Origin of the sequence: Pseudomonas sp. BMW13 (genome assembly GCF_013357275.1) — a bacterium.
Taxonomy (GTDB): Bacteria; Pseudomonadota; Gammaproteobacteria; order Pseudomonadales; family Pseudomonadaceae; genus Aquipseudomonas; species Aquipseudomonas khazarica.
On record NZ_SUKD01000002.1, the window covers coordinates 162,260 to 187,072 of the forward strand.

Here is a 24,813-nt window from a genome sequence, read left to right on the forward strand (position 1 = left end):
ACCGCATGGTCGATCTCGTCGGCACTACTTGCTTGAGGTTCCGTCGGTCGCCGATGGCTTTGCGCAGTATCGCTCAACCGTCCTTACCGTGACCCCCAGCTCTCTTGCTATCTGCGCTTTTGAAATACCTGCTTCCCGCATGCGAAGTGCTTCGCTACGAGCGAAGTTAGCTCTCTGACCTCGGACACCCCTAGCCGCTTCTTCCGGGGGAATAGGATCAAAAACGCCTTGCTCCAGATGCTTTCGAAACATCTTCGTGTTAACGGCTAGAGTTGCTTCAAGCGCCTGCCCTGAAAGCCGAGCCTCAACAACTAGGAGCGCTTGGCTAGGGGTGATGCCAAATGCTTTGCACAGGGCAATGAGCGTGCTCAGCTTGCTGACGGATATGCCTTTCTCTATATCGCGCAAATTCGTTTCGCTGATGATGCCGGCGAGATTTTCATACGGGATGCCAGCGTGCAACCGTACATCCCGGAGCACCTCTCCAAGCACCTTCTCGTAACTCATAGCTGTCGCGCCTGGCAAAAGCGAGCATATAGCCATTTTTGACGCGACATATCTTGGATGTGTAGGATTGGTGCGTGTCGCATTGTTTGGATTTCCTGCTGTCAATAAACATCAATGGAAATCCAAGGCTGCGGCCAGTGCAACGTGTTCCGCTCACGCCACTCTGAGACTTACCACATGCGTCCCCACGATCCAGCCCTCAAGGGCAAGGCTGACTTTTCCTTCACTTCCAACTCCCCTGGCACATGGAGCCTCGCTCTGGAGGGCAGCGGAGCTTGGATGCACCTGACCATGGCCAGTTCGACCGACCAGATCGTTGTCCGTGCAGTCTCAACAAATGACATCGGGCTCGTGAAGCAGACGCTTATTTCGCCTGGAGAAGGTCTATTCGTGAGGTCGTTCCAAGCGGTTTTCGCTAGTGACTTTCCCGATAACTCCGGCATAGGCGTGGCAGAGGTTTACGAACTCGTCGAAGGAAAAACGAAAAAGGGAGAGGTGTTCTACCGGCTCAAAACGAAATACGGGGTGTTCAGATTTGGCGGCCCGGCTCACCTGCTATCAAGCCATGAAAATCTCGACTGGAACGTGAGGATTTACTCCAGTGAACGCCCGCCCAAGCGCTATTACTCCGACTGATTATGGCCACCCTCCAACAAGCTGGCGATCTTATCTACGGCGAAGGAATCCCTATGCCTGGAGTGGAAGTGCACCAGGACGAGGCCGTCCGAATCATGCGCAAGTACTTTCCGTATTTCGAGTACTGCCTAGTTCGAGATTGGATCTGGATCGATCTCGACCTAACCCCAGAGCAAAGTGCTACTTTCGCTAGAAACCAGCGTAAGCCGTCGCTCATTTTTGCGCATACGGTCATCTACGACAGCTCGCGACGCTTCGACATTGGAGACTTCGTGCGCACGAGCCCTCTGTACAAATTTGAGGAAGGCTTCATTTTCGCGACGCTTAACAGCGCGTACATCCTCTTGGGTGACGGCGTGCGCAAGCGAGCCAACCTGGAAACGGTAGCCAGCTTTTTTTGACCACAAACAGGGCTTGCTGCGGCCTATTCAGCCAATGTCCAAATGCGAGGTGATCAGGATGGTTGATCAGAATAAAACAGCCGAACCCATCCACTGTTTTGTATGTGGCGATCCATGCCTTGAGGGTCGTTGTGGCGCCTTGCATGGAGACCGTCCGAACGACAATGGCGGAAGTGACCTCTTCTTTGCTCCTCTATGCCAGGGCTGCTTTCTCAGTGCTTTAAGTTACTTGAGACAAGAGCGTGAGATCATGAACCTCTTCGATCACGAAGCCAGCGCTGAAGAGACATTCGTCCTGGATATTGAGCACAAAGAACAACCGAGGCCATGATGCGACAGTCGATCCGAGACGAAGTGATGAAACTGACGTCTCGGCTCGCGCAGAGATGTCACCAGAACGTTGCGGAAGAGCACGGTGCGCTGATCGCAAGGTACGCACGTCTGGATACTGCATGCGACGCGTTCAATGCCTTTACAGGTTGCCGACCAGTTGATGATGCAGACGTCTTCGATTCGCTGTCCCAGCGCCGAAGGGGCATCGCAGATCTACTGGCCAGGGCCAACCTTGATGCTTTCGAGCAGGAAAAAGCTGATGGGTTGTTCCTGGCAATCCCATTCTTTAGCTGGTGCTCGGATAAACAGCCCGTGCTCCTGGTGAACAGAACGAACCAGGCAGTCACCTACATTCGTAGAAGCCTGTACGCTTTTGCGAGTGCAGATGATGGCATCGATGAGTACCGAACTGTCGGGAGCGGTTTCGCAGACGGCATCGCAGCCGGAGCAGTCATACAGCCTGGTGAGCGACTACAAATCGATGATTACTCGATGAGCTACGACGGTGATTTCGTCAGCAATAGACGAGTCGTGCTCATCATCGAAGGCAAGCGAGCGGAATGGTTCGTTAGCGTTTCAAAACTCGCTGGTTTCTTGTGGGACGAAGACCTGCATGGCTTCCATGAGCTCAAAAGGACTCAGGGCCCCTGAACCTCCTGGTGCTGTTGCAGCGTTTTCCGACTGAGGTACACGCTGTGACGCGAAAGCTGCTTTGATAGGCCTGCTTACGAAGCGCCTATTAACGTCGCGCTCATCGCGAGTGCGAAGCTATCGTTCAATACCTGCGAGCCCTTTTCCCTGGAGACGACTCCACCGATGCCGTTTGGCTGGATCACACCCATCTTGCCGTTTCCAATGATCAGCTGGATGAGTTTTCCAGCTCCATTGTCGAGTTCTGGCAGTCCCTGCCAGGCAGCATCTATGGTAACGCTGGTGAAACGACGCCGAAGTGGTTCGATACTGTCCTTCAGCGAGATATTAGGGAACGCTCCTGAAGCACCCCAGGCGCTTGCTTAGCAGGTGTACTTCGATAGACATCAAAACAATCTGACCGCAACGAGGCGGAACTACGTGGAAGCACGATGGCGGGTTACCGTTAACTGGGCGGGGAGTCGGACAGGCCTGGAGCATTTTCTGGAGCAGGTTGAATCTCGGCTTTTCCTGGCGGGCGATACTCTGGAGGTCGATCCGGCTGAGCTAAAGGACTGTAAAGAAGCCGGCGACGCGCACGATCACGCGGAAGGGATAGTTCAAGCAGCTAGCGCAGCAGCCTCACTGGCAGCTCCTGGGCTGAAATTTAATGTTGGTACGGTAATCGGGGGGAAGGCAGGGATGCCTCCATCCCAGTATGTCTTTGCCAAGATGACGGCTGGGTTGCAGATCGGCAGTTCGTGCCATCTCGACGTCTATGACAGCTCTGGAAATAGGATTTTGCCAGTCCGTTGGCCAAGGCATGTACTCGATCAGCCTGTCGTTAAGCATGCGTTGGAGATTCTTGCCTCTCTTGAGGACGGCGACTGGGGCGGGCTCTTCAAGCTCATTGAGCTGCTGCAAAGCGACAGGGCACCGTTAGCCAAATGGGAGCTGAAGGCTCGATTGGACAGGATCAGCCGCCACGCGAATAGCCCAACGGCGGCAGGACTCAATGCTCGACATGCGATTGAGAGGAGTGCCCCACCCAGTTCATCTTTGTCGTTCGCAGAGGCAGTTAGCGACGTCAGAGAGGCCGTCACTCGGTGGATCGAGTCGAAGTCAGTTTAATTAGTTGTGCGCGCAGCTCTTCAAACGGATGAATAGATTGTTGTGCCAACGGTACTCAACGCCAACGTTGCCCCTTCTAGCCATGCGTGCCGCTCACTACTGGCCGATCTGCATCTAGGCGTTCTGGAACGATTCAGCTCTCGGCAACTTGGCATCTAAGGGGTGAAGGCGAATTTCTCACCAGGAACCAGGTTGAAGTTGCAGTCTTCAGGAGGCAGGCCGTTCCTCTTGAGCGCATTTATGGTCTCAGCTTTATCGGTCAGGTCTTGCAGCATTTCGTGCTCAAGGTCTTCAAGGTGAGACAGCATATGCACGAAGCCCTCCAGCACTTCTTGATTGTCTTGAAAAAGCTGCAATTTGGAAGCCTCAACCGACCTGATGTTGAGCGGTTGAATTCCCGAGTGCGCCGCTTCTGAATTGCGCAGGCGGTTTACCAGGGCCATGTGATCCATAGCGCAATGCTCAAACTCAAGGCACAAATGGAAGGGGTGTGCGAGCGTGCCAACGAGCGATACCAAGTGGGCCTTCTTACCTTCGTGACGCTTGCAGTCTGGACACGGGGATTCTAGTAGCGCCCCTAGAGCCATTCGCCCGTACCGGGGCTCTGGTATCTGGGTGCAGTAAAGGAGCTGCTTGATTGCGACCTCACAGATCCGGGCCGAATACATGAGCACTTCGTTGTAGAGGCGGACTCGTTCCACCTCTGCGTCTATTTCGTTGTGGCCTGGCGTGTCGGTAGTGGCGTACTCATGCGCGGCGTTAATGGCCCGTGCCATGAGCAGTTGCAATGTCACACCGCTGGTGGTGTAGGGATTCGTGAAACCACCCCACGAAGGGGGTGTCGGTGCTGGCATTAGGGCTAACTGTCCCCGCTGTTGCATCCACGCTCGCATATCACCTGCGAGAGGCAAGATGTTCAGCCCGGCGATTCTCTCTCCCAGCCACCGAAATGCCTGCTGACGATAGCTCCACGAGTGGTGGCTACCGTGCCACTCACGTTTTGATGGTGTTTCAGTGGTGTTGGTCATCATTGAAGTACCGCAGCCGCTGAAGAGGCTGCCTTGCATCTTGGCGCTGAGTTTGCCGGCCAGACTGGATTGCGCATCCTACAGCCAGCATGGACTAATAGTTACGCCTTGGAGGAAATGGAAGAAAGCTCCTAGACCCCAGTGATAGGAAGCAACCGGCCAATAGCAGCCAGTCGCGTCAGGCAGAAAACGATCCATTGCGGACGCTTAACTGTCTCGATGACGTCGGGGAGATTCAGGATATGACACGAGTTAGCCCACCCGAGTCATGGGGTAAGTGAAATTGAACCTTGCACCCGAATTGCAGATACTCCACCGATCAATATCGTACCGTCAGAACTAAACTCCACTTCAGTCCTGCCATCGCGCCCGACTTTATTTCCTTGCGATGCACTATATCGCGATGGTGCTATGCCGCTGCGCTGAAGCATCGCGGCGACGCAGCCATTACCACTGCCGCATACCGGATCTTCTGGGACGGCGTCGCCTGGCACAAATGAGCGCACCTCAACCAATGCAGAATCACCATCTGCATACAGGCCGAAGACAGTAAGTCCCGTGCAGTTTGTAGTTGCTTGCGCGAGGCAATTAATGTTCGGCTTTAGATCTAGAACATCTTGCGCAGAGCGAAGTTGCAAAGTGATCCAGACAGCACCGACATCGATAATTGCAGCATTGCATACGGACTCACGATGGACGCCAATTGCCGCTAGAATGTCCAGTAGCCTGTGCTCACCTAGCGGCGCAAAACTAGGCGCTGGCAATTCAAAGAAGATCCTGTTGCCGAGTAAGTGAAGCGATACCAGTCCCTGATCACACTCCTGAACAAGCATACCAGGTGTCTTGGGAGTCAGCCCATAAGCTAGCAATGCTGTGGCGCTTCCGATAGTTGGGTGTCCTGCAAAGGGTAATTCACCTTGCGTGGTAAATATCCTCAGTCGGTAATCAGCGTTACTGGTCGTTGGGGCGCATACAAAAGTCGTTTCGGATAAATTTGTCCAGTTAGCTATTTCAAGCATCTGTGAGCTCGTGAGCTTGTCCCTTTCCAGGATAACTGCAACTGGATTTCCTTTAAATGGAGCCCCTCCAAAAACATCAACCTGGAAAAACGGAAGATTCATTTGGCCACTACTCCCTGCCATGAACACCTTTAGTCATAATTTTGAGCGCCAGGCAACGCCTGGCTAACACTTACGTTACTCTCTTCAAAGGATATTTAAAAATCTCAGATGAGTGCACCTCCAGAGCTGATACTAGCTTGCGCTAGATCTTTTGCAATTGGCTTTATCATGGCTGACAGCCTCAGGCTTCAACTCTTTCTTTTCGACTTCATTTGCGTGAATAATTTTTTGTTTAGCTCTAAATTGTTCATGCATCTTCATAGAGCGATCATGACCGTCTTCGGCATGTACCTGTGTGTAGCCAGCGACAAGCAAAAGACCGACAATAAAACCATTTATGATCTTCATGATATATATCTCGCTAGTTTAATTGATGATTTACTGGGCGCGCATGAAAACAGCGCAAGCTCATAAAGGCTGAGCCTTTTAATTAAATTAATAACGTAATGTAGATGCATGTAACTTGAGAGGCATCCGACCTGATTAACTTTCAGGTCGGCGCCCTCTTAAATTCCAGTGACTTACTTTCAGTGCAGATGGGCTCTTCTTCAGGCGTCGACGAATATAACCTTTCCGGTGATGAAACCATCAACCGAGCGCTCAAAGGCTTTGCCTACCAGCGCGCCAGGGACAGGCTGGAAGCCTGGCATCATTTCCCCATATACGTCCCATGCCTCTTCCAGAACTGTAGGGTTGACCACGTTGATGCGAATCTGACGTGGAAGCTCGTGCGCTACGCACTGTACGAAGGTGTCGATGGCGCCGCTGGTGGTAGCGTCAGCAATCGCCATAGGAATAGGTTTGACATTGAGAATGCCCGAGATCAACGTAAACGAGCCGCCATCGTTAATGTAATTCAGACCCACATTTACCAGATTGATTTGGCCGACCATCTTGCTTTGGATAGTTGTGTCCCATTGCTCATCGGTCATTTCGTTGAATTTGGCGTATTCACAGTAGCCAACTGTATTAACGACAGCGTCGAACGGCCCAACCTTTTCGAATAGAGCCTTGATCGACGCCTTGCTGGTGATATCCACCATGTGGTCGCAGCCGGTGCCAGAGCGGCTGGCGGTGATGACGTTGTGTTTCTTGAGGCCGGTCATAGCGGCTTTGCCCATGTGCCCTTGGGCACCAATCAAAATTACGGTTTTCATAGCAATGCCTCGTTAAATCTAAGGAGGCGACACTCTATGCGCCCACTGATACAATGAAAATCATCGCGGACTTGTATGAGATACAATCAAAATGACTGAGAAAATTGATATCCGACACATGCGGGTTTTACTGTATCTCGTGCGCGAGAAAAACGTTTCTCGCGTTGCCGAGCGGCTTGAGATATCACAACAGGCGGTTAGCAACTACCTCAAGCGCATGCGTGAAGTGTTTCCCAATGAGCTGTTCCTGCGTCAGAGCGCAGGCCTGCAGCCGACTGACTATGCGTACGACCTCGCAGCTAAATTCGAGAAAATAGTTGAAGAGATCGATGGCATCTTCAATTCATTCCCATTCGATCCGGCAACGAGTGAGTACGTATTCAGGGTGATCGCAAATGAATATGCGCAACTGTCTATCATCCCATCGCTTTCGCTGCTCATGCGCGAACGCGCACCCGGGGTGAAGCTTGAAGTCATTGATTTCAATCCCGATCAGCATGTCAAGACGTTGGCGCAAGGAGAGGCTGACCTAGTGATTGGTTTTTCTGACTACGTTGATCCGGGATTAGTGCGTAATAGACTGAGAAGCGACCACTACTGCTGCGTCGCTCGGCAAGGTTCGCTGCTGCCTCGGCAGATACAGGTTCTTGCAGATGTGTCTTTACATCCTCATGTAGATTTCGCCAGTGGAGTAGGCAATCTGGGGAGTCGAGTTGATGACTTCCTGAGTGCCCGGAATGTCAGCCGCACAGTGATTGCCACTTTGCCCTGCTACACGTCTCTGCAAGCGTTTATGCAAGTGAATGATACGTTGGCATTTGTACCCTCAGCCATTGCTGCTACCGGTGGCTTCCAAGTGATTGACCTAGACATGTCCTCCCTAGATTTCAATGTGGTTGTGGGATGGCATAGAAGAGCTTCGGGCAGTGCATCCAGAGATTGGCTTGTTCAGGTTATTGCTGGATTGCACACGTCAAGTTAGCTCAAAATGAACACGCCCTGATTTTGTAGACGCTCAATGACCGCTTCTGGGCGGTTAGCGCCCCATGCCCTGACTAGTAATCCTTGTCCTTCCGTATGCGGAGGACAAATCCATGAACACCATTGCTACCTAACCCAGAAACAACAAGGGCCGCAGTCGCGGCCCTATCGTGCAGCTTTCAGCTTACTGCAGCCAGCTCTCAACAGTCTCGGCGCCGTACTGTTCTTTCCAAGCTTTCAGTACCTTGTGGTTGCCGCCTTTAGTTTCTACAACTTCACCGTTATTCGGGTTCTTGTAACGCTTCAAGGCACGCTCGCGACGAGCACCTTTCACCGGAGCTGCGATGGTCTTGGCAGCATTCGGATCGAGGATGGCGATAACGTTGCGCAGGGAGTAGTTGTAGTCGGCTAGCAGGGAACGCAGTTTGGTTTCAAACTCGATTTCACGCTTGAGTTTCTCGTCGCCTTTCAGGGCTTCGAGGCGTTTTTGCTGCTCGGCGATTTGGGCTTCCAGAGCTTTGTATTCGGCAATGATTGACATTGATATTTCCCTAGTTTTGGGGTGTGTCGAAGAGATATTAATTAGCTACAGGGTATTAGAAAAGACAGGGCGAAAGAAGCCTCTATTGTGCCTGAATCGAACGAACAAATACGATGAAACGCGCCGACTTTTTGAATCGACCCGGCTTTCGTAGATTGTGGATGACCGCTGTTGGCCGGAAGCTGTCTTTCAATTCGCCTATTTCGTGAAGTTGCTCTAGGGTTGTGGTCTGCCAGGACGGCGGCCCTCAGAAAGGACTCTACATGCGCTATCTCAACATGCTCCTGATCGCACTCGCTTCAGCTCTCTGCGCGGCCTACGTCGCTCTCTGGCTCACGAAGCCTGCGCCTATCGAAAACACCACCATCCCGCCGTTGATCTTCAGGGGAGAGCAAGACGAGCTCGTCATTTGGGGTGGCTGGAAGACTGTCGCGGGATACCAGGCGCCCGGAACGAACGCGGTAGAGATCCGCTGCAACCGCTTCACCAACACCTGCCATGAAGCAGTCGCCTCGATCCTGCATCACGCCGAAGGCGAAGACCTGGAAGCGCAGGTCTTCAGCTACAAGGTAAACAGCTGGGACGAGACCAAGCTTGAGGCTGTCGCGCAGCGGGCTATGGGGGAATGTTTGGAGCGTCGCCTGGTCATCCACACACCTGACAAATCTGCCGCTCTGAGTTGGTCTCCACCCCCAGGATGTGAGGGTGATACAGGCCGAGCGGTGCTTGTCGGTGATCCACTGTAGAAGGCCGCGATGAGCCGTTCCCAACAGCTGCGAAAGGTTCGCCTCAGCCTATGCCTGGTCATTGCCGCAGCGCTTGGTCTAACGGCCCTCGAAGCGGTGGCAGCTAATACTCCTTGCTCCGGGAGGAAGGGTGGTATCGCCGGCTGTGATGGCGATCTCTTCCTCTGCAATGACGGCTCGATCAGTGGCTCGAAGAAGAGCTGCTCAGCCTACATGGGGATGGGGCGTGCTCCAGCTGCTGTTCCACAGCAGCTACTCAACTCCAGCGGCGAATGCACGTGCGGCACCAGTACCTTCTGCACCGGCTCACGCGGTGGCGTTTACTGCCTGACTCCCTCGGGCAAGAAGAGCTATGTGAGGAAGTGAGTCGAAACGCTCGTCGGGCTTGCTTGACCGGTATCTAGCTAGACCGAATACTGTATTTAAATACAGTATTTTGGTTCGCCTGCATGTCATCTGTGATTTCTCTCGACCGCCTGCTCGATGCGCGCCGTGTCTGGCGCGGTCAGGCGGGCCCGTCACCTTCAACAAGCTGCCCTCCAACTGGTCACCGCGACCTGGATGCAGCACTTCCCGGCGGTGGCTGGCCAGCTGCTGCGCTGAGCGAGATCCTGGTCGCCACCAAGGGGATCGGTGAGCTGCAATTGCTATGGCCTACCCTGGCTCGCCTCACCTCGGCGGGTGAGCGCGTGGTGCTGGTGAGTCCTCCTCACCTGCCGTACCCCCAGGCATGGATCGGCGCCGGTATCGACCTGCGTCATGTAAGCATTGTCCAGGCGCAAGACCGTGATGCGTTGTGGGCGACTGAGCAGTGTCTGCGCTCAGGTAGCTTCGGGGCTGTGGTGTCATGGCCGTACAAGGCTGATGACCGAGCATTGCGCCGTTTGCAGGTGGCCGCAGAAACCGGCCAGACACTGGCATTTGCCTACCGCCCACAACAGGAAGCTGTGAGCGCCTCGCCGGCTGCCCTGCGCGTGGCCATTGATGCGAAGCCTGCCCAATTGCGGATACTCAAGTGCCGGGGCGGTCTGCCTCCGTCGCGGCCAATCGCGACCACCTGGCATTGAGTCGATCATGCTCTGGGCCTGCATCCTGCTGCCGCAATTGGCCATGGACGGCGTGCTTAGGCACTGCGCCGACAGCCAAGCTCCGCTCGTGCTGCTTGCGGGGCCGCCGCAGCGCCGCATCCTGCAAGCAGTCAATCCGGCAGCCAGAGCACTCGGCTTGAGACCTGGGCAGGCGCTCACGGCGGCTCAAGCGCTGACGACTGACTTCACCACCGCAGATTACGACCAGACGGAGATTGATCGCTGGCAGCGCTTTCTGGCTGCTTGGGCTTATGGTTTCAGCGCCCAGGTGAGCCTGCGCTATCCGCGCTGTTTGCTGCTGGAAGTCCACTCCAGTCTGGGGCTGTTCGGCCCCTGGCCAGTCTTCGAAGCACGTCTGCGCGAGGAGCTCACTACCCTAGGGTTTCAGCACCGCATCACTGCCGCACCCAACCCCGCCGCAGCCCGAGTGCTAGCAAACGCCCGCGACGGCCTGGCAGTGTTTGATGACGAAGAACTCCGCCAGGCTCTTGACCCTCTGCCGGTGGCACGCCTCGGCCTGCCTGAGGCTGCTGCGATGGCCTTCAGCCGGATGGGGCTACGTCAGTTGCAGCAGCTGCTGGCGCTGCCTCGTGACAGCCTGGCTAAACGTTTCTCTGCCGAGGTGTTGCTGCATCTCGACACTGTGTTTGGCCGGCGTCCGCTCGCCTTGGAGTTCTACTCTCCGCCTGATGTTTTCGACACGCGTCTTGAGCTGAACTTCGAGGTCGAGTCGCACCAGGCTTTGCTGTTTCCACTGCGTCGTTTGACGGCAGATCTAGCTGCCTATTTGGCGGGTCGTGATAGTGGTGTGCAGCGATTCACCCTGCACCTGGAGCATCGCAACCAAGCCGATAGCTTGGTCGTGGTGGGGCTGCTCAGTGCCGAGCGTGATGCTGCCATGTTGTTTGAGTTCAGCCGTGGTCGCCTGGAGCATCAACAGCTGCCAGCACCTGTATTGGCCGTAAGGCTGGTGGCGCGGGATCTGCCTCCGTTCGTTCCGCAGCATCAGCAGCTCTTCGACGAGAGGCCGCAGCAGACGCAATCCTGGGAGCAGCTCCGAGAGCGTCTTCGGGCCCGCCTGGGCGACGACGCTGTGTATGGACTCAGCCATCGAGCTGATCACCGCCCTGAACGGAGCTGGACTCAGGATGAGATCAAGACTCCTCTGCCAGCGTGCGCGCCACGTCCAGGCTGGCTGCTGGTTGAGCCTGAGCCACTGTCCGAATCAGGGTTGCGCATTCTTTCCGGCCCAGAGCGCATAGAATCGGGGTGGTGGGATGGTGGTGATGTGCGCCGCGACTACTACGTGGTGGAGACCCGATTTGGCCAGCAAGGCTGGGCCTATCGGGCCGTAGGCTCCGGGCAGCTGATGTTGCATGGCTGGTTCTCATAAGCGGGTTCCTGGGCTCAGCTGGAGGCCGACGTCAGCGGTTCAATCAAACTCGCACCCTCGTTCCGATAGTTGCCGACCTCACGTCCCACTGCATACCAATGAAATGCGTCCACTGGCAGAGCCTGTTCGTGAAGCATGTGGCCAGCTTCGTCGAGGCTGATGTCTGAGATCCACGTTCTCGCGCTTACCGCATCGAACACCACGGGGCGGCGGTCATGCACATCGAGCATCCCGCCCTCGGAATCCGCTGTGATGATACGGAACCCGTCATCTGGTTTGGGTTCCTGGTCGGGCTCTGAAAATTGCCCAACAGCAGGAAGGAAAAGCGGCTCGCTGTCCTGACGACGGATGTAGTACGGCTGCTTCGTCTTCTGGCCTTCCACTGGGCACCACTCGTACCAGCCGTCTACGCACAGCAACGCGCGATGTGGCCAGACTTGTCGGTAGAAGGGGCTCGTGGCGACTTTCTCGCGCGTTGCGTTGAAGTCGTTGCGCACCGGCTTTTCTGCCCAGGCCGGCAGCCAGCGCCATCGCTCAGGTGCCCATAGGTATCCCTGGGCCATTCTGCGCAGTAGGCCTATCCGCGAGTGAGGAGCCACGTTGTACCGATTGATCGGCTCTGCTGATGGCGGCAGCAGGAGCTGGCCTTGAATGGCCAGCGAGGCGAGGTACTTCTGCTCAGCCCGGATCTGCGCAAGTCGTCCACACATCTTCTGCTCCTCTTGTCAGCCCATCGTTGACCCTTTGGGGGGGATGGCTAAAACTGTATATCCATACAGCACTTGTAATCGATCATGAAAGACCTCGAACCGCCACTGCCTCAGTATGCGGAGCTTCATTGCCTCAGCAATTTCAGCTTCCAGCGCGGCGCATCCAGTGCGGAGGAGCTTTTTCTCAAGGCCCGCCGTCTCGGCTACCGGGCGTTGGCTATTACAGATGAGTGTTCGCTGGCCGGAATCGTTCGTGCCTGGCAGGCCTCCAAGTCCAGCGGCGTTTCGCTGATCACCGGTACTGAGGTCAGGCTAGTCGAGGGAGTCCAGCTGGTTCTCCTGGCTTCCAGCCTCGTCGGCTACCAACGAATTTGCGCGCTCATAACCCAGGGACGACGACGCACGGCCAAGGGCACCTACGAGCTGCGCCAGTCAGATCTTGCCGGCTCCACTGAGGGTATCTTTGCTCTCTGGATTCCGGGATTCAGTAAAAACGAAGCGCATGGTCGTTGGGTCGCTTCGGCGTTCCCAGAGCGCTGCTGGATCGCGGTCGAATTGCATCGAGGCCCCGACGATGCCGCGAAGCTCACTGGCCTTGATGCCCTGGGTCAACGCCTGGGGATTCCCCTCGTAGCCGCAGGCGACGTGCACATGCATGCCAGAGGAAGGCGTGCGCTACAGGACACTCTCACTGCGATCCGCAATCACTGCACCGTCGCCGAGGCAGGACATCACCTGTTCCCCAATGGTGAGCGCCACCTCAGGTCTATCTCTTCCCTGACCAACCTCTACCCAACGCAGCTGCTGGAGGAGACCGTCCGGATCGCAGAGCGCTGCACCTTCGACTTGAGCGAGCTGCGCTACGAGTACCCGCACGAGGTCGTGCCCGAAGGAAAAACAGCGGCGGCCAGGCTCAGGGAGCTGACATACGAGGGCGCCAGTTGGCGATGGCCCGCAGGCATGACGGAGAAGGCCCATGCCCAAATCGAGGCAGAGCTGGGGTTGATCGAGGAGCTCAGCTACGAGAGCTACTTCCTCACCGTCCATGACATCGTTCGCTTTGCCCGAAGCAAAGAGATCCTCTGCCAGGGGCGTGGCTCCGCAGCCAACTCGGCGGTCTGTTTTGCCCTGGGCATTACCGAGCTCGATCCCACCCGAATGAACATGCTGTTCGAGCGCTTCATCTCGAAAGAGCGCAACGAGCCGCCCGATATCGACGTCGACTTCGAGCATGAACGACGCGAGGAAGTGATCCAGTACATCTTCGAGCGGTACGGTCGTGAGCGTGCAGCCCTGACTGCCGTCGCAAGTACCTACCACTTTGCCGGCGCCATCCGCGATGTCGGAAAGGCACTTGGCCTGCCGCCCGACCAGCTGACTGCACTTTCGAATTGCTGTGGGCGGTGGAGTGATCGCATCCCAACTCCGGAGCGGCTGCTGGAGGCTGGCTTCGATCCGGAAAGCCCTGAGCTGAAGCGAATCCTTGTGCTCACTGGCGAGCTGGTCGGCTTTCCGCGTCACCTGTCCCAACACCCCGGTGGGTTTGTGATCTCCGAATACCCGCTATCGGCCCTGGTGCCGGTCGAAAACGCGGCCATGAAAGACAGGACGATCATTCAGTGGGACAAGGACGACATCGATGCTTTGGGGCTCATGAAGGTCGATGTGCTGGCCTTGGGCATGCTTAGCGCGATACGCCGCTGTCTGGATCTGCTGCGTTCCTACGAGCGCCGAGATCTAACCCTCGCCACCATACCGGCAGAGGATCCTGAGACCTACGCGATGATCAGCCGGGCGGACACGCTGGGTGTGTTCCAGATCGAGTCGCGGGCACAGATGGCGATGCTGCCTCGTTTGAAGCCAAAGACCTTCTACGACCTGGTCATTGAGGTGGCCATCGTGCGTCCTGGGCCCATCGTGGGGCAGATGGTTCATCCCTACCTGCGCCGGCGCAATGGCGAAGAAGAAGTGACTTATCCCAGTGAAGAACTGAAGGAGGTGTTCGCCCGCACCCTCGGCGTGCCTTTGTTCCAAGAGCAGGTTATGCGCCTGGCCGTCGTCGCAGCCGGATACACCCCAGGGGAGTCCGACCAACTACGCCGCTCGATGGCTGCGTGGAAGCGTCATGGCGGTCTGGAACCACATCAAAAACGTCTGCGCGAAGGAATGCTGGAGCGTGGCTACACCCTGGAGTTTGCCGAGCGCATCTTCGAGCAGATCAAGGGCTTCGGTAGCTACGGGTTTCCTGAGTCGCATGCGGCGAGCTTTGCTCTGCTCACCTACGCCAGTTGCTGGCTCAAATGCCACGAGCCGTCGGCGTATGCATGCGCGCTCATCAACAGCTGGCCGATGGGTTTCTACTCGCCCGATCAGGTGCTCCAGGATGCGCGCCGGCACGGGATTGAGGTGCGCCCGGTCGATGTCGCAGTGAGTGATTGGGACTGCACTTTGGAGGAAGCTGGCCGACACCTACCAGCAATTCGCCTGGGGCTCCGGATGATCCGTGGTCTGCCCGAAGAGGTCGGACGGCGGATTGAGGTTGTGCGGGAGGAGAGGCCTTTCGAGGACGTGAGCGATCTGTGTTTACGAGCAAACCTGGACGGCAAGGCGCGCGAGCTACTGGCCGATGCCAATGCCCTGAAAAAGCTCGCCAGCAACCGTCACCAGGCACGTTGGGAGATCGCTGCCGTGCAGCAACCCTTGCCGCTTTTCAGCTGTAGCACCGACGAGGAGCCGGTGGTGATACCAGCCCCAACCGTGGTCGAGGACATGCACGCCGACTACGCGCGAACGGGCACTACGCTTGGCCCGCACCCCATGTCTCTACTGCGGGAGACATTGCATGCAATGCGGGCGAAGAGCTCCCGTGATTTGGGCAGCGTGGAGGACGGGAAACACGTCACGGTGATCGGCATCGTCACTGGAAGGCAGCGCCCATCCACAGCGTCCGGAGTCACTTTCGTCACCCTGGAGGACGAGTTTGGCATGGTCAACGTCGTGGTTTGGCGAGATCTGGCGGAGCAGTACAGGCTCGCGCTAATGGGCTCGAAACTGCTCCAGGTGAAGGGCAAGCTGGAAGATCAATCGGGTGTGAGGCACCTGATCGCGGGGCATTTGAAGGATCGGAGTGATCTGCTTGATGGGCTGGATGTGAGGAGCAGAAATTTCCACTAAGCAAACCGAAGCTCGTCAGCGGCAACTACCAGGCAAAAGTCGCACATTATTGAGCTCTAATGACGCGGTGATGGCCAGCTGCTATAACTCCCACGCATCAAGTAACTTGAGTGGGGCGTCTGTATGGGAAAGAGATCTTCGGTTATTCTCCATTCTGTGTCGCAAAGCTCGTATAACTTGGCATTGAAGAATATTTCAATTAAAGGCAATGGCTCTAGCCCGATTGTGCAGAAATAGGGTTTAAATTCTGCTGAGATAAAGTAGTTTAAATTACTAAAAATTATCCTCGTATTAGATTGAGAAAGAAATGGATTTTTCGAGGTTCATACAGAAGGGCTCCCTTGAAGGAGTGCGCCCTGACCAGCCACAGATTGGATTCAGCATCCATGAATCCATTGTTCATTTTAATAACAGCTTTATGCAGAGCGGCTCTAAGCTACTGGGCGACTTTATACAAGAGCATGCGCCTGCTAGAAAATGGATTCTATCGTCAGACTACGCATTTTACGACACCAAAAAATTCAGTGACGCTGTAACATTTTCGCTATTCCCGCATTGGGCCCCCTTTGAAGAAATGTCATCACACATAGATTCGATGGCCCCATCCGACATCAAAAATGTCGGCTCAGTAAACGACAGTTTCATATCATTCCTTAGGGAGGGGCCAGTATTCAGTGTCACGCTAATATTAGATCGCGAGCGTCGAATGTTCAGCGATGAAAAACTTTACCACTTAGCCCGAATTGACTCTCAGGTTGGCATGCTGGAGCACTGGTGTCAATCCACGCCAAAAGGGAAAGATAGGTATCAAAATACAATCAAGCAGCTGAAAAAAGTGAAGGCGCTAGTTGGCTCAAAAAGTCTAAATTTTCGCCTATTCAGAGACATTGAGATTGTCGGTAGTCTGGCGGCTTATTTGCTTGCAGAAATAAGTGTAAAAGCCAATCCTGAGAAAATAGCTTGGCTCTCAGATCGCGACAGTATGCTGAATTTCAAGGGCAAAGTCATAGGTGATTATATGTTTGACCAAGTTAGCTATCTTTATCACGCCCTTTGCTCAAATAGCGAGGTAGATTCTTCCGGCAGACTTTTATTTGTCAAGCCCGAGGCGAGCGGAGAACTGGTTTACGATAGCTTCATCAGAGTGCCTGACTATATTGCCGGAACCATGGCCGACTATGACTTTGAAGAAAAAGAGTCTTCCCATGTTAAATTCGAAAGGGTACGGGACGGGGTATTTTCCGAAGAGCGAAGAAATATATCCTACAGGCTATTTTTTCACCCGGACATGAAGGCTCACAGGCTTACATGGGGTTTGGCAGAGAACTAAAAATAAGAGTCTGAGACCCCATTATTCTTTCACAGGCAGTGAAGCGTGCTTTCAAAATTGTGAATTACCCATAAATAGTCACTGAGAACGTCCGCTTCTGGCCGATAGCAGCCGGTCATGAAGGGCTGCTTCCGGTCAGTCGGGACACCTTTTCCCCCAATTTCGTTACAGCTTTCCTCAGTGAAGGAGAGGGAATGCACGGCGAGTTACTCCTAGAGGGACTACCTAGACCTGACTCTTATCAAGAGAAAGTAATCAGGGGAGATGACGAAAACTAGTCGTGGGGAAAGACCATCAATCCGAGCCAATTTCAATCGAAAAAGAACATAAAATAAATGACGACTTTACTTGCCCAGCTGACAAGAGTTATCGATAACTCCATTGAGAGAAATAAAGATCCCAAAATATCCTACGTGATTGGTGATAACGGTTCAGGGAAAAGCAGACTGCTAGCCGACATATGTGAGCACTACGAGGGCGCTATCGAAAGCAGCGTAGAAACAGTTCTATGCATTACGAATGCAGCAAGTGACCGGTTCACCTTTACAGAGGGTCGACTGAGACAGTATTTGGGTCTGCGAAATTCTGGTAATGCAATTTTTTCATCAGCGCTAAGTAGGCAAATGGCGCTATTGGTTGTTGAGGCAGTGGCGCAGGGGCGCTACAGATATCTTATTGAGCTTGAAAAAACGCTAGGCAAAAAATTCGACATCGATCTTGGCGGAGCTGATGGTTTAAATGCGGAGAATCTCTCGTCCACGATTGATAAAAGACGCATAAAGACGGATAAATTCAATGAGAGGTTTAGTCTCGCTAAGCGTAGAAGATTAGTAAGCTTACTTAAAGGTGGCTTGGATTTCAGGCGGCTAAGCAGGATTGATGCTGAATTGCTAATCCTTTATTTGCAAACCCGGCCAAGTGTCACTCTTTACTTAAGAGACAAATCTGAGCTTCATGAGTTTGAGGCATTGAGTTCAGGCGAGCGAAACCTAATTGCACTCGGCCTTAAAATCATAAGCCATGCATGTCCCTATGCGCTAATACTTATAGATGAGCCTGAAATAAGTTTGCATATGCAGTGGCAAATGGAATTTCATAAAAATCTTGTGCAAATGCTACGCCCGTATAAAAATTACCATGTAGTAATCGCTACTCACTCTCCCGTCCTTGTGTCGGAAGCTGCAAAAAACAGTCGAGCCGACGCGATATTTGTGCTCAAAAGCGCACCCAACTCAAAAGACAGGGAAGCTATTGCACAAGACTTCAAAATCATCGACGCTGACGACGTCCGAAGCTGTGATGATCTAACCCTCCTACATTTCCATACGCCGACATACAACTCAAAAGCTATCGATATTCGTATCGCTGAACTGGTATTGGATGCCACGTCGCCAGCACCAAGCGGGGCAAGCGTCCAAGCACTAGAAGAGTTGAGAGATACCGAAAACCTCCAGCCTGACAAAAAAGCAACAATTGAGGAGGCAATAGAGTTGATTCAGGAAAGGAACTCAAGAGTTAAAAATGAAAAAACTAGCTGATAAAACATCCCTTAAGGTTTTAAATCGGCTAGAGCGATATATTTCCGCAGGCTCTATTAAGGCTGGCGATGCTTGGGATGTTTTCTCGCGCCCCGATAAGGCTCTTGAAGCAAAGGTAAAAGAGCTCAAGATTAACGCCCTCGAATTAGAAAGCCTGAAAAAGCTGAAGGTATTAGTAAAGGATAAACTAAAAAGCAGGATTTCTGGGCGTTGTGCATACTGCAAAAGAGTCATGGGTCAGCATGGTATGTCATGGCACATTGAACACATCAAAGGAAAGACGCTAAATCCCCAGTTTATTTTTGACATGGAGAATCTTACATTTGCATGCATTGATTGTAACTATACAAAAAGCTCATCAGTTGATAAGCCTAATTTATCTCACGAAATTATTAATCCCAATTCCAAGGCTTTTCAATACAGCAAGCACATTAAATTTATACATATAGCCACGGAGAACTTGCATTATCTTCGGTATTCGCCTATATCGACCGAGGGTACTGCTACCTACACGAAACTTGCGTTCAAACGGCTTGAGCTGATTGAGCTGGTTACAAGCCTGAATCCGGTTATCAGAGATATAGCCACTCGAATAGATACGAGAGTTGATGACCTCGATGAAAGTGATGATTCGCTGAAGGAGTTCATGATGGCGCTTAAAGATGCGATCACTTGAACACTTAGAGCCCGTTTGCTCGGTTCAACATGAAGGGGAATGAAGCGGAGCAAGGGCGCTATTGAGCCTTTCCGAACCGCTAACCAAATGAGCTCCGTGCTAGTGGGCAGGCTCAGCCTGAGGTGAGCAAGGCGGCTCCACAGGCGGCAAGCAATCCGCGAACTCCCGGTAGATCTTCCCCATGACGCCCGCTTCAGCAGGTACGCCCGCGATGATCAGCAGCAGATTGCCCGCCAGCCCCAGCAGGCCGTTCGAGTGCCGTATCTGCATAAGGGCAAGCTCCATGGGGAACCCTCGCCCATGGCGGTGCACCGCGTGAATGCCACCATGCACGTATGAGCTCAAGGGCTTCCAGGAGTAGTGCTTGAACTCGCGCAGGCCGGCGACAGGTACGTGGGGTGCCTTCGCTTCGATCTCATCGAGCATCCGGCTGAGCATTGGGATCTTGCTCGCTTGCTTAGCTGCCTCGCGTGTCAGCTCAGCGAGCATGAGCTCCACTTCCTGGTCAGAGGCACAGTGGTGCATCCAAATCGCTCGTACCAGGGACTCGTACTGCACGCGCAAAAGTGCGGCTGCTGAGGTGCAGAGGCCAGCAGCTGTCAGGTACTTCAAGCTCTGAGCGTGCTCGAAGCAGGGGCTTGCTACCGAGCGAACTGCTTGCAGGCGCAGAGAGTCGTCGAATAGTGGAAGGCCCAGAAATTCTGCGATGCGAGCTTCAAGCTCTGCCGACCGACCAAGAAGTTGATTGAGATCCATAGCTACATCCCAAAATCCGCAACGGCTCTTAGTCGGCGCAATCCCGCTGGGACATGTGCAGCAGGAAGGTCAGACAGGAGGGTAATTGTCAGCCTGCCATGGAGGTGCCGCAGCACCTGGAAGTGCTCACGATTCATGGTGCGAAGTGCTCCGAGCAATGGCCGTTCCCCGGCCTCTACATTTGCCAACAAAAGCCCTATCAGTTGCGCCAATCCATCCGCACTCACATGCCGGGGAAGCTCTTCGGCGAGCTTGCCCGTCAGCAGCGATTCTAGAAAGCCCAGGACTTTCTGTTCCAGCACTTCAGCGCCGTACTGTTCCAGCGCAATTGCCCAGAGCAACCTTGCCTCATCGCGTGTCATACAGCTCCCAAAAACGACAAGGGCCGCAAATGCGGCCCTTCCGTACATTCAATACGCGCTTATTGCAGCCAACCATCAACTGTCTCGGCGCCGTACTGTTCTTTCCAGGCTTTGAGAATCTTATGGTTGCCGCCTTTGGTCTCGACCACTTCGCCGTTGTTCGGGTTCTTGTAGGTCTTCAAGGCACGCTCCTTGCGAGCGCCTTTAGGAGCAGCAGCACCTTTGCTTGCTTGCGGATCGAGCAGAGCAATGACGTTACGCAGGGAGTAGTTGTATTCAGACAGCAGGCCACGCAGTTTGCTTTCAAACTCGATTTCGCGCTTGAGCTTTTCGTCGCCTTTGAGGGCTTCGAGGCGCTTTTGCTGCTCGGCGATCTGGGCTTCGAGGGCTTTGTATTCTGCGATGATCGACATGGAATATCTCGATGATGAGTCGGTGGATTTAGTGCTGAGCGATATTAAGGCGGAAAGCTCTTAATATGCCAAGATAAGTTCACACCTTGGCAGAGACAGGCTGCGTCGCTTAGCTAGTGATCTTTCGTGTGTAATCTTTCCCTTCAATGGGCGTGAAGAAGCCGAATCTTCCGACTCCTCGACGCCTAGAGAAATGCATGTAGTTGACGTGAGGAATAATGCTCAGATCAGGCTCTTGGTTGTCGAAGATGATGATCTGCTTGTCCTTGTAGTTCTCAGCGATGTCACTATAGAAGGAGTAGATCATATCGCCAGCAATCAAGTCCTCCTCAGAAATCTCCTCACCTCGCTCTTGGTCTGCCTGCTTATAGGTGGTGAGAGGCGAATCGAGGACGACTAAGCCAGGATGCCTTCCTAAAGGAGCTAGGTGCTGCATCAAGCCGATGACGAAGGCGGAGAAGCCGATAGCCCTGTAGCCCTTACCAAAGCTTTGGCGGGGCTTGCCGCCGATGACCAAATCCCTGGTTTTCAAGTCAAACGTTGTTGGAGTGTGGTCAGGGAAGCCCCAGCGTTTGAGTACTTGCTCGATAGCCGTGGATAGAGCAGAAAGTTCGCTAGCGAAATCAACCGCCGTGTACTCTTCTTGCTTCTCATTCAGGCCTTTAGCCAACTCGTCCATTTCTGCTTTTAAGCCTTGGATGGACTTAATCGCGTGCCGGAGTGAAAGCACCTGGCTATTTAGGCCCGAGCATGTTGCCTTCGACTCATTTACCAAATTAAGCAACTCAGAAATAGAAGACCCGAGGCTAGATTCAATAAATTCAAGCTCCAAATTCTGCAAGGACAGTTCGTCATCAGTCACATCAATCGAGATGATCAAGTCCTGCGTAGCCATTTCCAGCTCGTTCATGTGCCAATCAATCTTGGCAATCTCCGCTTGGACTGCGGGGACAAGGTCGGCAGGAGCAGCGCATGGGCTTTCCTGATGGATTTGCCCACCACATGTAGGGCAGGCAACATCTTCGTAGAGAGCTAATAGTCCCGAAGCCTCGCCGATCCCTACCAAACGCTCACGATCAGATTGATACTTTCCTTTAAGCGACCCAAAGCGCTCTAGAAGAGTTCGGTTCTCGGCAAGTTTTAAATCTAAGGCCGATATCTTTCCAACAACTCTACGCTTTTCTTGGAGCAAGCTATCATGGTTAGAGATTGCGGCATTCAGCTCTGCCTCTCTGAACTCCAGCAGCGCCTCCTCTCGCTGTAGCTCTTCTTCAAATTTGTCAGCCTCCTGCTCCAAAGGCCCCTCACCTTGCGGGTGGAGCCGTGCCAGCAAATATTCAATCGCTGATATCTTCTGCTGAATAGAATAGCTTGATTGAACATCCTTCTTGAGTGCTTTAGCCTCGGAGTCATCCACGCCAGTAAGCACAGTACGAAGAAGCGATTCTTCGGTCGTTGCGTCGGTATTTTGGCCTGTTCCAAGGGGTGATTGCTCGGCCACTATCCGTGCTTCATCTACAACAAATAGCTTTTCCATCACCCTAATCGAAAGCGCACCAGTATTAAGGCTCTCCTTACCGGCCAGCAGCTGCTTGTCATTGAGAGAGAATTTCCCCAAGAGGAAATTCGACAAATTACTAAAATTCCCCTCTTTGTGTTTCGCCGCCAACTTCTTCGGTTGTTGCCCCTCTTCGAGCAGCATTATTGGAGCACGCAGGGTCAGTTCGCGCTGCAAGCTAAAGCAGCTTCCGTCTTCATTTTCGAACTCAACGGTCAGCATAGTATAACCAGCTGACTCATCGATGGTCTTTGGCGGATTCTTTGCTCCGAAGATGAATTTCAGACAATTTAGAACATATGATTTACCCGTATCTGAAGCCCCGGCGATGATATTGGCACCATTAGTAAAATAGAGCGCTGCCGGCCCCTTATCCTTACCACTTACTGTCAGGCTCTTGATTATCATCTGCCGAGAACTCGCATCCTAAACATTTTTTGTTGTTCTTCACGAAGTCGACCTAGATTGCGCTCAACCCAAGTCAGATTCTTGATCAGCTTTTTATAATACGACGATTTCAAAGCGCTGACGTAGTGAATGGCTTCATCCGTGGCCCTATACTTTATCCCGTCACTACCAATTGAAGAGGTGATGATGCCCTTGGATATGAAAAACTTTAACGTGGTCGGGAGTGTTTCTCTTCTTTTTATAATTTCAGAAAAATGATTTGGCAGCGCAGGATGAATATTTTCACCCCCATCAAATTCCTTCGAAAATATAAGCGCATAGTCGAAGAAAGCTATTTCATCTAGATTGAGCTCAACACCTGGTATCAGGGTGAGCAGCAAAGCCACCCTAGTCCCAACCTCTACAGGGCTATTGAATAACTCGGATTGGGGAATCATTTTCTCACCCACTGAAACTTCCGTTCATTCACTATGTGATGACACAACCCTTTTTTGTCCTGAATCTTCATGAAGGGCGACAAGGGGTGCGATCTGTAATCCACCATCGCAGATATTTCACAAGTCCTTAAATAGCGGGCAAAACCATCTGAATGCTGCTGACTGACGGTAGCCCTTATCGCTTCATGGCATTCCTCTTTCAGATCCCCAAAGCAATAATCATCGGGAATCCAGTCTCTGGAAAAACGCTCCAGTGACTCTGCTGCATAGTAATTATTTCTAGCGCTTCTCAATTCATCCGCTAGCTCAGGGTGCTGATGAATATTTGAGCTATCGACTACAGCACTTTTGTGCTCAGTGAATGCATCGAAAAGGGCTTGCGTATAGACACGCTCGGTTGCATCGATGGCATCCGGCGCTTTAGGTATAACTGGACGTCTCTTGTCGTATGTGCCAAAGCGATAGCCATGAAAAGGCGTATCCTTATGCATATCTATCAATTGCAAGGGGGGGATATGATCAAATATAGAAAAGTCGATGGTATCGATATGCCGTAAGAAATTATCATCCAGTTCTATGAGCTTAGAAGTGGTGATTTTCTTTGCGCAAGTGGTCTCCCAGCGCTCTAGAAGCTGCCTTTTTAGCTCATTTGGATCAGCAATCACCTTCAGAAGATCAGTGCTACACCCTTTAGGTGAAACAAAATAGTACCTCCCAGGAAGGCTATATTTCCCTATGTAGGAATAATAGGCGATCTTGCCGATTTCAAGAACAACATCAGCAACACTCAGCTTGTCCTTGTATCGTTTACACTGATAATTGTCCCAGCCGGATTCAGTGTGCGCGATAATATCGCGCCCCATATCCCCGCCGCCGCCACATCTCACTACCTGCTTATACTTACCCTTCAGATAATGAGTGATTTCGAGAGTAAAAACCTCCCAATCATCTGAGGACATGATTGTGAGTCTATCGAGCACCGAGACAGGCATGCCATGCTGCATGTCCAATGCTGTAATCATTGCTTCCGGTGCTGGTGGTGCCGGAATTTCAAGCTCATCCAAATCTGACACCTGCATTGCCCCGCAACAGATGGTATGGCTAGTATTTTTTCACGATGTAAAACACGCCGCCCTTGATCTCTAACTTGTTGCCGGTAGACGTCAATATCGCATCCAGCGCCAGATCCCATGGCACATTCCTGAGTGCCAAGCTGATCGTGCCCTCAACGTCACTGGAAATAACGAAATTCTTGTCAGTGAAGTCGGCCAGCAATTGAATTGCAGACCTGACATCTATTTCCGTAAGCCGAATTGATACTTCCTCCCCGAAATATTGATCACCTTGGACGATGCTGTCTTTGTCCAAATCAACGATGATCTTCGGTTTCAGGGTAAAAAGAGCGATCTGGTCTGACGCACCCAGTTGTACAACTCTCTGTTCCAGCTGATAGCGATCTGAACTAACAGATAGTCCATATCTGCCCTGATTTAGGCATATGCCATTGTAGAACGGCTTGTCTAAATCATTAATTTCGACCTCTGCGTCAAACGGATAGGCTTCAACTCGAAGCGCGACTTGTCCGCTCGGGCAGGAGGAATTACGAGGCCCAACCTCTAGACCAGCAATTGAGAGAATGCCTTGAAAGGCAGCAATACCCGCTGTAAAGCCGGTGACTAGTAGTCCGAAAGGCTTTAGGGCGTCCGGGAACTGCATGGGCGATATCCATATCTGTGTGATACGACTTTATAACCTGCG

The 24,813-nt window shown here is 53.0% G+C and carries 26 protein-coding genes; 12 read left to right on the plus strand and 14 right to left on the minus strand.

Translation table 11 applies throughout. The features are described 5' to 3' along the window. Positions 1–24 precede the first annotated feature (24 nt). Positions 25–507, minus strand: coding sequence for a transcriptional regulator (locus E4487_RS01850; protein WP_175252596.1), 483 nt, complete (start codon positions 505–507; stop codon positions 25–27). A gap of 177 nt (positions 508–684) precedes the next feature. Here E4487_RS01850 and E4487_RS01855 point away from each other — a divergent pair, with 177 nt between their 5' ends. The 3 genes from E4487_RS01855 to E4487_RS01865 all read left to right on the plus strand — a co-directional run bounded on the left by E4487_RS01855 (position 685) and on the right by E4487_RS01865 (position 2,528). Beyond that, entirely contained in the window at positions 685–1,143 is a 459-nt protein-coding gene (locus E4487_RS01855; RefSeq protein ID WP_175252597.1) for a hypothetical protein, read from the plus strand. Between the two features lie 2 nt (positions 1,144–1,145). Next, a complete protein-coding gene (locus E4487_RS01860; RefSeq protein WP_257229322.1) occupies positions 1,146–1,544 on the plus strand; it encodes a hypothetical protein in 399 nt (132 codons plus the stop codon). Positions 1,545–1,874: 330 nt separating this feature from the next. Continuing rightward, complete coding sequence (locus E4487_RS01865) at positions 1,875–2,528, plus strand: hypothetical protein (protein ID WP_257229323.1); 654 nt, start codon at positions 1,875–1,877, stop codon at positions 2,526–2,528. 1,265 nt (positions 2,529–3,793) lie between these two features. Here the strand turns inward: E4487_RS01865 and E4487_RS01870 are convergent. From E4487_RS01870 to E4487_RS01885, 4 genes are all read right to left on the minus strand, one after another. Continuing rightward, positions 3,794–4,666: a hypothetical protein gene (locus E4487_RS01870; protein WP_175252599.1), complete on the minus strand. Its 873-nt coding sequence runs from the start codon at positions 4,664–4,666 to the stop codon at positions 3,794–3,796. A gap of 266 nt (positions 4,667–4,932) precedes the next feature. Further along, positions 4,933–5,787, minus strand: coding sequence for a PhzF family phenazine biosynthesis protein (locus E4487_RS01875; RefSeq protein ID WP_175252600.1), 855 nt, complete (start codon positions 5,785–5,787; stop codon positions 4,933–4,935). A gap of 132 nt (positions 5,788–5,919) precedes the next feature. Beyond that, positions 5,920–6,135: a hypothetical protein gene (locus E4487_RS01880; protein WP_175252601.1), complete on the minus strand. Its 216-nt coding sequence runs from the start codon at positions 6,133–6,135 to the stop codon at positions 5,920–5,922. Positions 6,136–6,335: 200 nt separating this feature from the next. Further along, positions 6,336–6,944 (minus strand): short chain dehydrogenase, encoded by a 609-nt coding sequence (locus E4487_RS01885; protein ID WP_175252602.1) that lies wholly within the window; start codon positions 6,942–6,944, stop codon positions 6,336–6,338. 91 nt (positions 6,945–7,035) lie between these two features. On the opposite strand from E4487_RS01885, the gene E4487_RS01890 reads away from it, so the two are divergent. Then, entirely contained in the window at positions 7,036–7,926 is an 891-nt protein-coding gene (locus E4487_RS01890) for a LysR family transcriptional regulator (protein ID WP_175252603.1), read from the plus strand. A 183-nt stretch (positions 7,927–8,109) separates the two neighbouring features. Here E4487_RS01890 and E4487_RS01895 read toward each other — a convergent pair whose 3' ends face one another. Beyond that, positions 8,110–8,466, minus strand: coding sequence for a histone-like nucleoid-structuring protein, MvaT/MvaU family (locus E4487_RS01895; protein ID WP_175252604.1), 357 nt, complete (start codon positions 8,464–8,466; stop codon positions 8,110–8,112). Between the two features lie 263 nt (positions 8,467–8,729). Here E4487_RS01895 and E4487_RS01900 point away from each other — a divergent pair, with 263 nt between their 5' ends. The 4 genes from E4487_RS01900 (at position 8,730) to E4487_RS01910 (ending at position 11,693) form a co-directional block, all read left to right on the plus strand. Further along, the gene (locus E4487_RS01900; protein ID WP_175252605.1) at positions 8,730–9,212 is read left to right on the plus strand and encodes a hypothetical protein; all 483 of its coding nucleotides are present in this window, start codon (positions 8,730–8,732) and stop codon (positions 9,210–9,212) included. A gap of 9 nt (positions 9,213–9,221) precedes the next feature. Continuing rightward, on the plus strand, positions 9,222–9,578 hold the full coding sequence (locus E4487_RS24455; RefSeq protein ID WP_257229324.1) for a hypothetical protein: 357 nt from the start codon (positions 9,222–9,224) through the stop codon (positions 9,576–9,578). Between the two features lie 83 nt (positions 9,579–9,661). After that, a complete protein-coding gene (imuA, locus tag E4487_RS01905) occupies positions 9,662–10,279 on the plus strand; it encodes a translesion DNA synthesis-associated protein ImuA (RefSeq protein WP_175252606.1) in 618 nt (205 codons plus the stop codon). Positions 10,280–10,286: 7 nt separating this feature from the next. Then, complete coding sequence (locus tag E4487_RS01910; protein WP_175252607.1) at positions 10,287–11,693, plus strand: DNA polymerase Y family protein; 1,407 nt, start codon at positions 10,287–10,289, stop codon at positions 11,691–11,693. 14 nt (positions 11,694–11,707) lie between these two features. Here E4487_RS01910 and E4487_RS01915 read toward each other — a convergent pair whose 3' ends face one another. Beyond that, entirely contained in the window at positions 11,708–12,403 is a 696-nt protein-coding gene (locus E4487_RS01915; protein ID WP_175252608.1) for an SOS response-associated peptidase family protein, read from the minus strand. A gap of 84 nt (positions 12,404–12,487) precedes the next feature. Here E4487_RS01915 and E4487_RS01920 point away from each other — a divergent pair, with 84 nt between their 5' ends. The 4 genes from E4487_RS01920 (at position 12,488) to E4487_RS01935 (ending at position 19,121) form a co-directional block, all read left to right on the plus strand. Continuing rightward, positions 12,488–15,577 carry an error-prone DNA polymerase gene (locus E4487_RS01920; RefSeq protein ID WP_175252609.1) on the plus strand — a complete coding sequence of 1,030 codons (3,090 nt, stop codon included), beginning with the start codon at positions 12,488–12,490 and terminating at the stop codon, positions 15,575–15,577. 307 nt (positions 15,578–15,884) lie between these two features. Then, a complete protein-coding gene (locus E4487_RS01925; protein WP_175252610.1) occupies positions 15,885–16,907 on the plus strand; it encodes a hypothetical protein in 1,023 nt (340 codons plus the stop codon). Between the two features lie 335 nt (positions 16,908–17,242). Then, entirely contained in the window at positions 17,243–18,445 is a 1,203-nt protein-coding gene (locus E4487_RS01930) for an AAA family ATPase (RefSeq protein WP_175252611.1), read from the plus strand. Continuing rightward, complete coding sequence (locus E4487_RS01935) at positions 18,429–19,121, plus strand: hypothetical protein (RefSeq protein ID WP_175252612.1); 693 nt, start codon at positions 18,429–18,431, stop codon at positions 19,119–19,121. The genes E4487_RS01930 and E4487_RS01935 overlap by 17 nt, the downstream gene beginning before the upstream one ends. Positions 19,122–19,220: 99 nt before the next feature. Here the strand turns inward: E4487_RS01935 and E4487_RS01940 are convergent, their stop codons facing one another. From E4487_RS01940 to E4487_RS01970, 7 genes are all read right to left on the minus strand, one after another. Continuing rightward, positions 19,221–19,877: a hypothetical protein gene (locus E4487_RS01940; protein ID WP_175252613.1), complete on the minus strand. Its 657-nt coding sequence runs from the start codon at positions 19,875–19,877 to the stop codon at positions 19,221–19,223. A 2-nt stretch (positions 19,878–19,879) separates the two neighbouring features. Continuing rightward, positions 19,880–20,239, minus strand: coding sequence for a hypothetical protein (locus tag E4487_RS01945; RefSeq protein ID WP_175252614.1), 360 nt, complete (start codon positions 20,237–20,239; stop codon positions 19,880–19,882). Positions 20,240–20,298: 59 nt separating this feature from the next. Then, positions 20,299–20,652, minus strand: coding sequence for a histone-like nucleoid-structuring protein, MvaT/MvaU family (locus tag E4487_RS01950; RefSeq protein WP_175252615.1), 354 nt, complete (start codon positions 20,650–20,652; stop codon positions 20,299–20,301). Between the two features lie 109 nt (positions 20,653–20,761). Next, positions 20,762–22,618, minus strand: coding sequence for a hypothetical protein (locus tag E4487_RS01955; protein ID WP_175252616.1), 1,857 nt, complete (start codon positions 22,616–22,618; stop codon positions 20,762–20,764). Then, on the minus strand, positions 22,615–23,055 hold the full coding sequence (locus tag E4487_RS01960; protein ID WP_175252617.1) for an ABC-three component system middle component 2: 441 nt from the start codon (positions 23,053–23,055) through the stop codon (positions 22,615–22,617). Before E4487_RS01960 ends, E4487_RS01955 begins: the two co-directional genes overlap by 4 nt. Continuing rightward, on the minus strand, positions 23,052–24,119 hold the full coding sequence (locus tag E4487_RS01965; protein WP_175252618.1) for an ABC-three component system protein: 1,068 nt from the start codon (positions 24,117–24,119) through the stop codon (positions 23,052–23,054). Before E4487_RS01965 ends, E4487_RS01960 begins: the two co-directional genes overlap by 4 nt. Before the next feature lie 37 nt (positions 24,120–24,156). After that, the gene (locus tag E4487_RS01970) at positions 24,157–24,771 is read right to left on the minus strand and encodes a secretin and TonB N-terminal domain-containing protein (protein WP_175252619.1); all 615 of its coding nucleotides are present in this window, start codon (positions 24,769–24,771) and stop codon (positions 24,157–24,159) included. Positions 24,772–24,813 lie beyond the last annotated feature (42 nt).